Origin of the sequence: Promicromonospora kroppenstedtii DSM 19349 (assembly GCF_000515355.1) — a bacterium.
In the GTDB taxonomy this organism is placed as follows: Bacteria; Actinomycetota; Actinomycetes; order Actinomycetales; family Cellulomonadaceae; genus Promicromonospora; species Promicromonospora kroppenstedtii.
This window is the reverse complement of record NZ_KI911710.1, coordinates 115699-118648: the sequence shown is the minus strand read 5'-3', so window position 1 is coordinate 118648 and position 2950 is coordinate 115699. Positions and strand designations below refer to the sequence as shown.

The window sequence follows — 2950 nt, the reverse complement described above, 5'->3', positions numbered from 1 at the left end:
GTCGAGCGCTGCGGACGCGGCGTCGGCGCGCTCCTCGGCCCGGCGGTAGGCGAGGACCAGGTCCTCGTGCGAGGCGAGGTCGTCCCGCGAGGACCGGGCGGCGATCAGCGCCGCCGCCACCGCGAGACCGACGGCGGCGATGCCGACGAGCCAGGCGGGCCACGTGGAGCTGGCGCCGGTGGCGGTGAACAGGACGGGTGCAACGAGGACGTAGGCGATCACGCCGGCGACGCACACCCAGGGCGCGACCTGGCGCAGCCTGCTGGGCGGAGGAGAAGAAGACATCGAGCTCACCGAGCCGATCCCCCTAGTAGTTGTGTCGTCAGAGTCCGGGTGGTCCGGACGACGGATGCCGCTACCTGGACCTCGAACTCGGCTGAAGAGGGCGAACAACCCCCTGGAGTGCAGTTTCTACCACAGGGCGTCCCACACGTGGAAGGGCACGACCGTGGTGCGAAGTGCGAAAATATGTGCCAGTGAGGAATGGGGACAGACCGTGGCCGAGTAACCCCCCAAATCAGCAAAAAACGGGCACACACGGTTCAGGCGAGCGGCAAGCGGGCCCGACGGCGGCGGGCGTCGCGACCGGCCGCGTAGGGTGCTCATCATGAGCGCCGAGCCCACCCAGACCGACACCCGAACCGCTCTCCCCGCGACCCCGCTCGACCCCGCGACGGACCCGTTCGCCTGGCTCGAGGACGTCCAGGGCGCGGACGCCCTGGACTGGGTCCGCGAGCGCAACGCGCACAGCGCGGCCGCCCTGGGCGGCGACCGGTTCACGACGATCGAGGGCGAAGTCCGCGAGGTCCTCGACTCGGACGACAAGATCCCGCACGTCTCGAAGGTCGGCGAGCACTACTACAACTTCTGGCAGGACGCCGGGCACCAGCGCGGCCTGTGGCGCCGGACCACGCTCGACTCCTACCGGACGGACGCGCCGGAGTGGGAGACCGTCCTGGACCTGGACGCGCTCGCCGAGCAGGAGGGCGAGAGCTGGGTCTGGCACGGCGCGAGCGTGCTGCGCCCGACGCCGGAGCAGCTCGCGGCGGGCGAGCCCCGGCGGCACGCGCTGGTCGACCTGTCGCCCGGCGGCTCGGACGCGGACGTCACGCGCGAGTTCGACCTGGTCACCAAGCAGTTCGTGGCGCCGGAGGACGGCGGGTTCGTCCGGGCGGAGGCCAAGGGCGGGCTGTCCTGGGTCGATCAGGACAGCGTGTACGTGGCGACGGACTTCGGCGAGGGCACCATGACGCCGTCCGGCTACGCCCGCCAGGTCAAGCTGTGGCGACGGGGCACCCCGCTGGAGGAGGCCACGCTCGTCTACGAGGGCACGGCGCAGGACATGGCCATCGGCGCCTACCGGTCGCACACGCCCGGGTTCGAGCGCGACTTCGTGTACCGCGCGCTCCGGTTCTACGCCCAGGAGACGTTCCTGGCCACCGGTGTGGGGACTCCCGACCAGGAGCTGGTGAAGATCGACGTGCCCGACTCGGCGAACGCGAGCGTGCACCGCGAGTGGATGCTGGTGCGGCTGCGTGACGACTGGACGGTGGGCGGGACCACGTACCGCGCCGGGTCCCTGCTCGCCACGCCGTTCGACGACTTCATGGCCGGCTCGCGGGACCTGACCGTGCTGTTCGAGCCGACGGCGACGACGTCGCTCGCCGGGATCACCTGGACGCGCCACCACCTGGTGGTCAACGTGCTCGACGACGTGAAGAACCTGCTGCACGTGCTGACGCCGCCGGCTTCGGCGGCCGACGAGGAGTGGGTCCGCTCCGAGCTGCCCCTGGGCGGGGAGCTGCTCACGGTCGGGGTGGGCGCGGTGGACGTCGTCGACTCCGACGACGTCTGGGTGGTCACCACCGGGTACCTGACGCCGTCGACCCTGGGCCGGGCGACCGTGGGCGCGCAGGAGGCGCCCGAGGTGCTCAAGTCCGCGCCGTCGTACTTCGAGGCGGCAGGCCTGGAGGTGCGCCAGGAGTTCACGACGTCGGACGACGGCACGCGCGTGCCGTACTTCGTCGTCGGACGGGCGGACCTGGTCTCGGGCGAGGCCGGTCCCGCGCCGACGCTGCTGTGGGGCTACGGCGGGTTCGAGCACGCGATCCTGCCCGGGTACTCGGGCACGATCGGGCGCGCGTGGCTGGACCGCGGCGGCGTGTACGCGGTGGCGAACATCCGCGGCGGCGGCGAGTACGGGCCGGCCTGGCACCAGGCGGCGCTGAAGGAGAACCGGCACCGCGCGTACGAGGACTTCGCCGCCGTGGCGCGCGACCTCGTGGCCCGGGGCATCACCGTCCCCGCGAAGCTGGGCATGGAGGGCCGGTCCAACGGCGGGCTGCTTGCGGGCAACATGCTCACCCAGTACCCGGAGCTGTTCGGCGCGATCATCGTGGGCGTGCCGCTGCTCGACATGAAGCGGTACTCGCACCTGCTGGCGGGCGCGTCGTGGATGGCGGAGTACGGCGACCCGGACACGGCCGACTGGGAGTTCGTGAAGACGTTCTCGCCGTACCACCTGTTCGACGCCACCCGTGAGTACCCGCCGGTGCTGTTCACGACGTCGACCAAGGACGACCGGGTGCACCCCGGGCACGCCCGCAAGATGGCGGCGCTCATGCTGGCCGCGGGCAAGGACGTGACGTACTACGAGAACATCGAGGGCGGCCACGGCGGCGCGGCCAACAACGCGCAGGCGGCGTACATGGCGGCGACCCACTGGACGTTCCTCTGGAACCGCCTGGCGGGCTGACCACCTGAGGCTGACCGGGTCGGCCTGACCCTTCACCTTCGAGGCCCCCCTTTTCTTCGCTTTGAGCGACGTCAAAGCGAAGAAAAGGGGGGCCTCGAAGTGGAGTCAGGCCTCGGCCTTCTCCGCGAGGGTCTCCGCCACGCGGCCCAGGTTGGCCAGCTCCGCACGGTGCGCGTCCACCGGGCCGAGGGCTCG

Annotated in this window: 2 protein-coding genes; one reads left to right on the top strand and one right to left on the bottom strand. The window is 71.5% G+C overall.

Going from position 1 to position 2950, the window contains the following annotated elements; genetic code table 11:
* On the bottom strand, window positions 1-285 hold a 285-nt coding region (locus PROKR_RS35570; RefSeq protein WP_169736487.1), incomplete at its 3' end, for a hypothetical protein.
* Window positions 286-607: 322 nt separating this feature from the next.
* On the opposite strand from PROKR_RS35570, the gene PROKR_RS19925 reads away from it, so the two are divergent.
* On the top strand, window positions 608-2755 hold the full coding sequence (locus PROKR_RS19925) for a prolyl oligopeptidase family serine peptidase (RefSeq protein ID WP_036966321.1): 2148 nt from the start codon (window positions 608-610) through the stop codon (window positions 2753-2755).
* The last annotated feature ends 195 nt before the right edge of the window (window positions 2756-2950 follow it).

Coding starts and splice junctions, on each gene's coding strand:
- PROKR_RS19925 (WP_036966321.1), top strand. CDS start 608: ATGAGCGCCGAGCCCACCCAGACCGACACCCGAACCGCTCTCCCCGCG.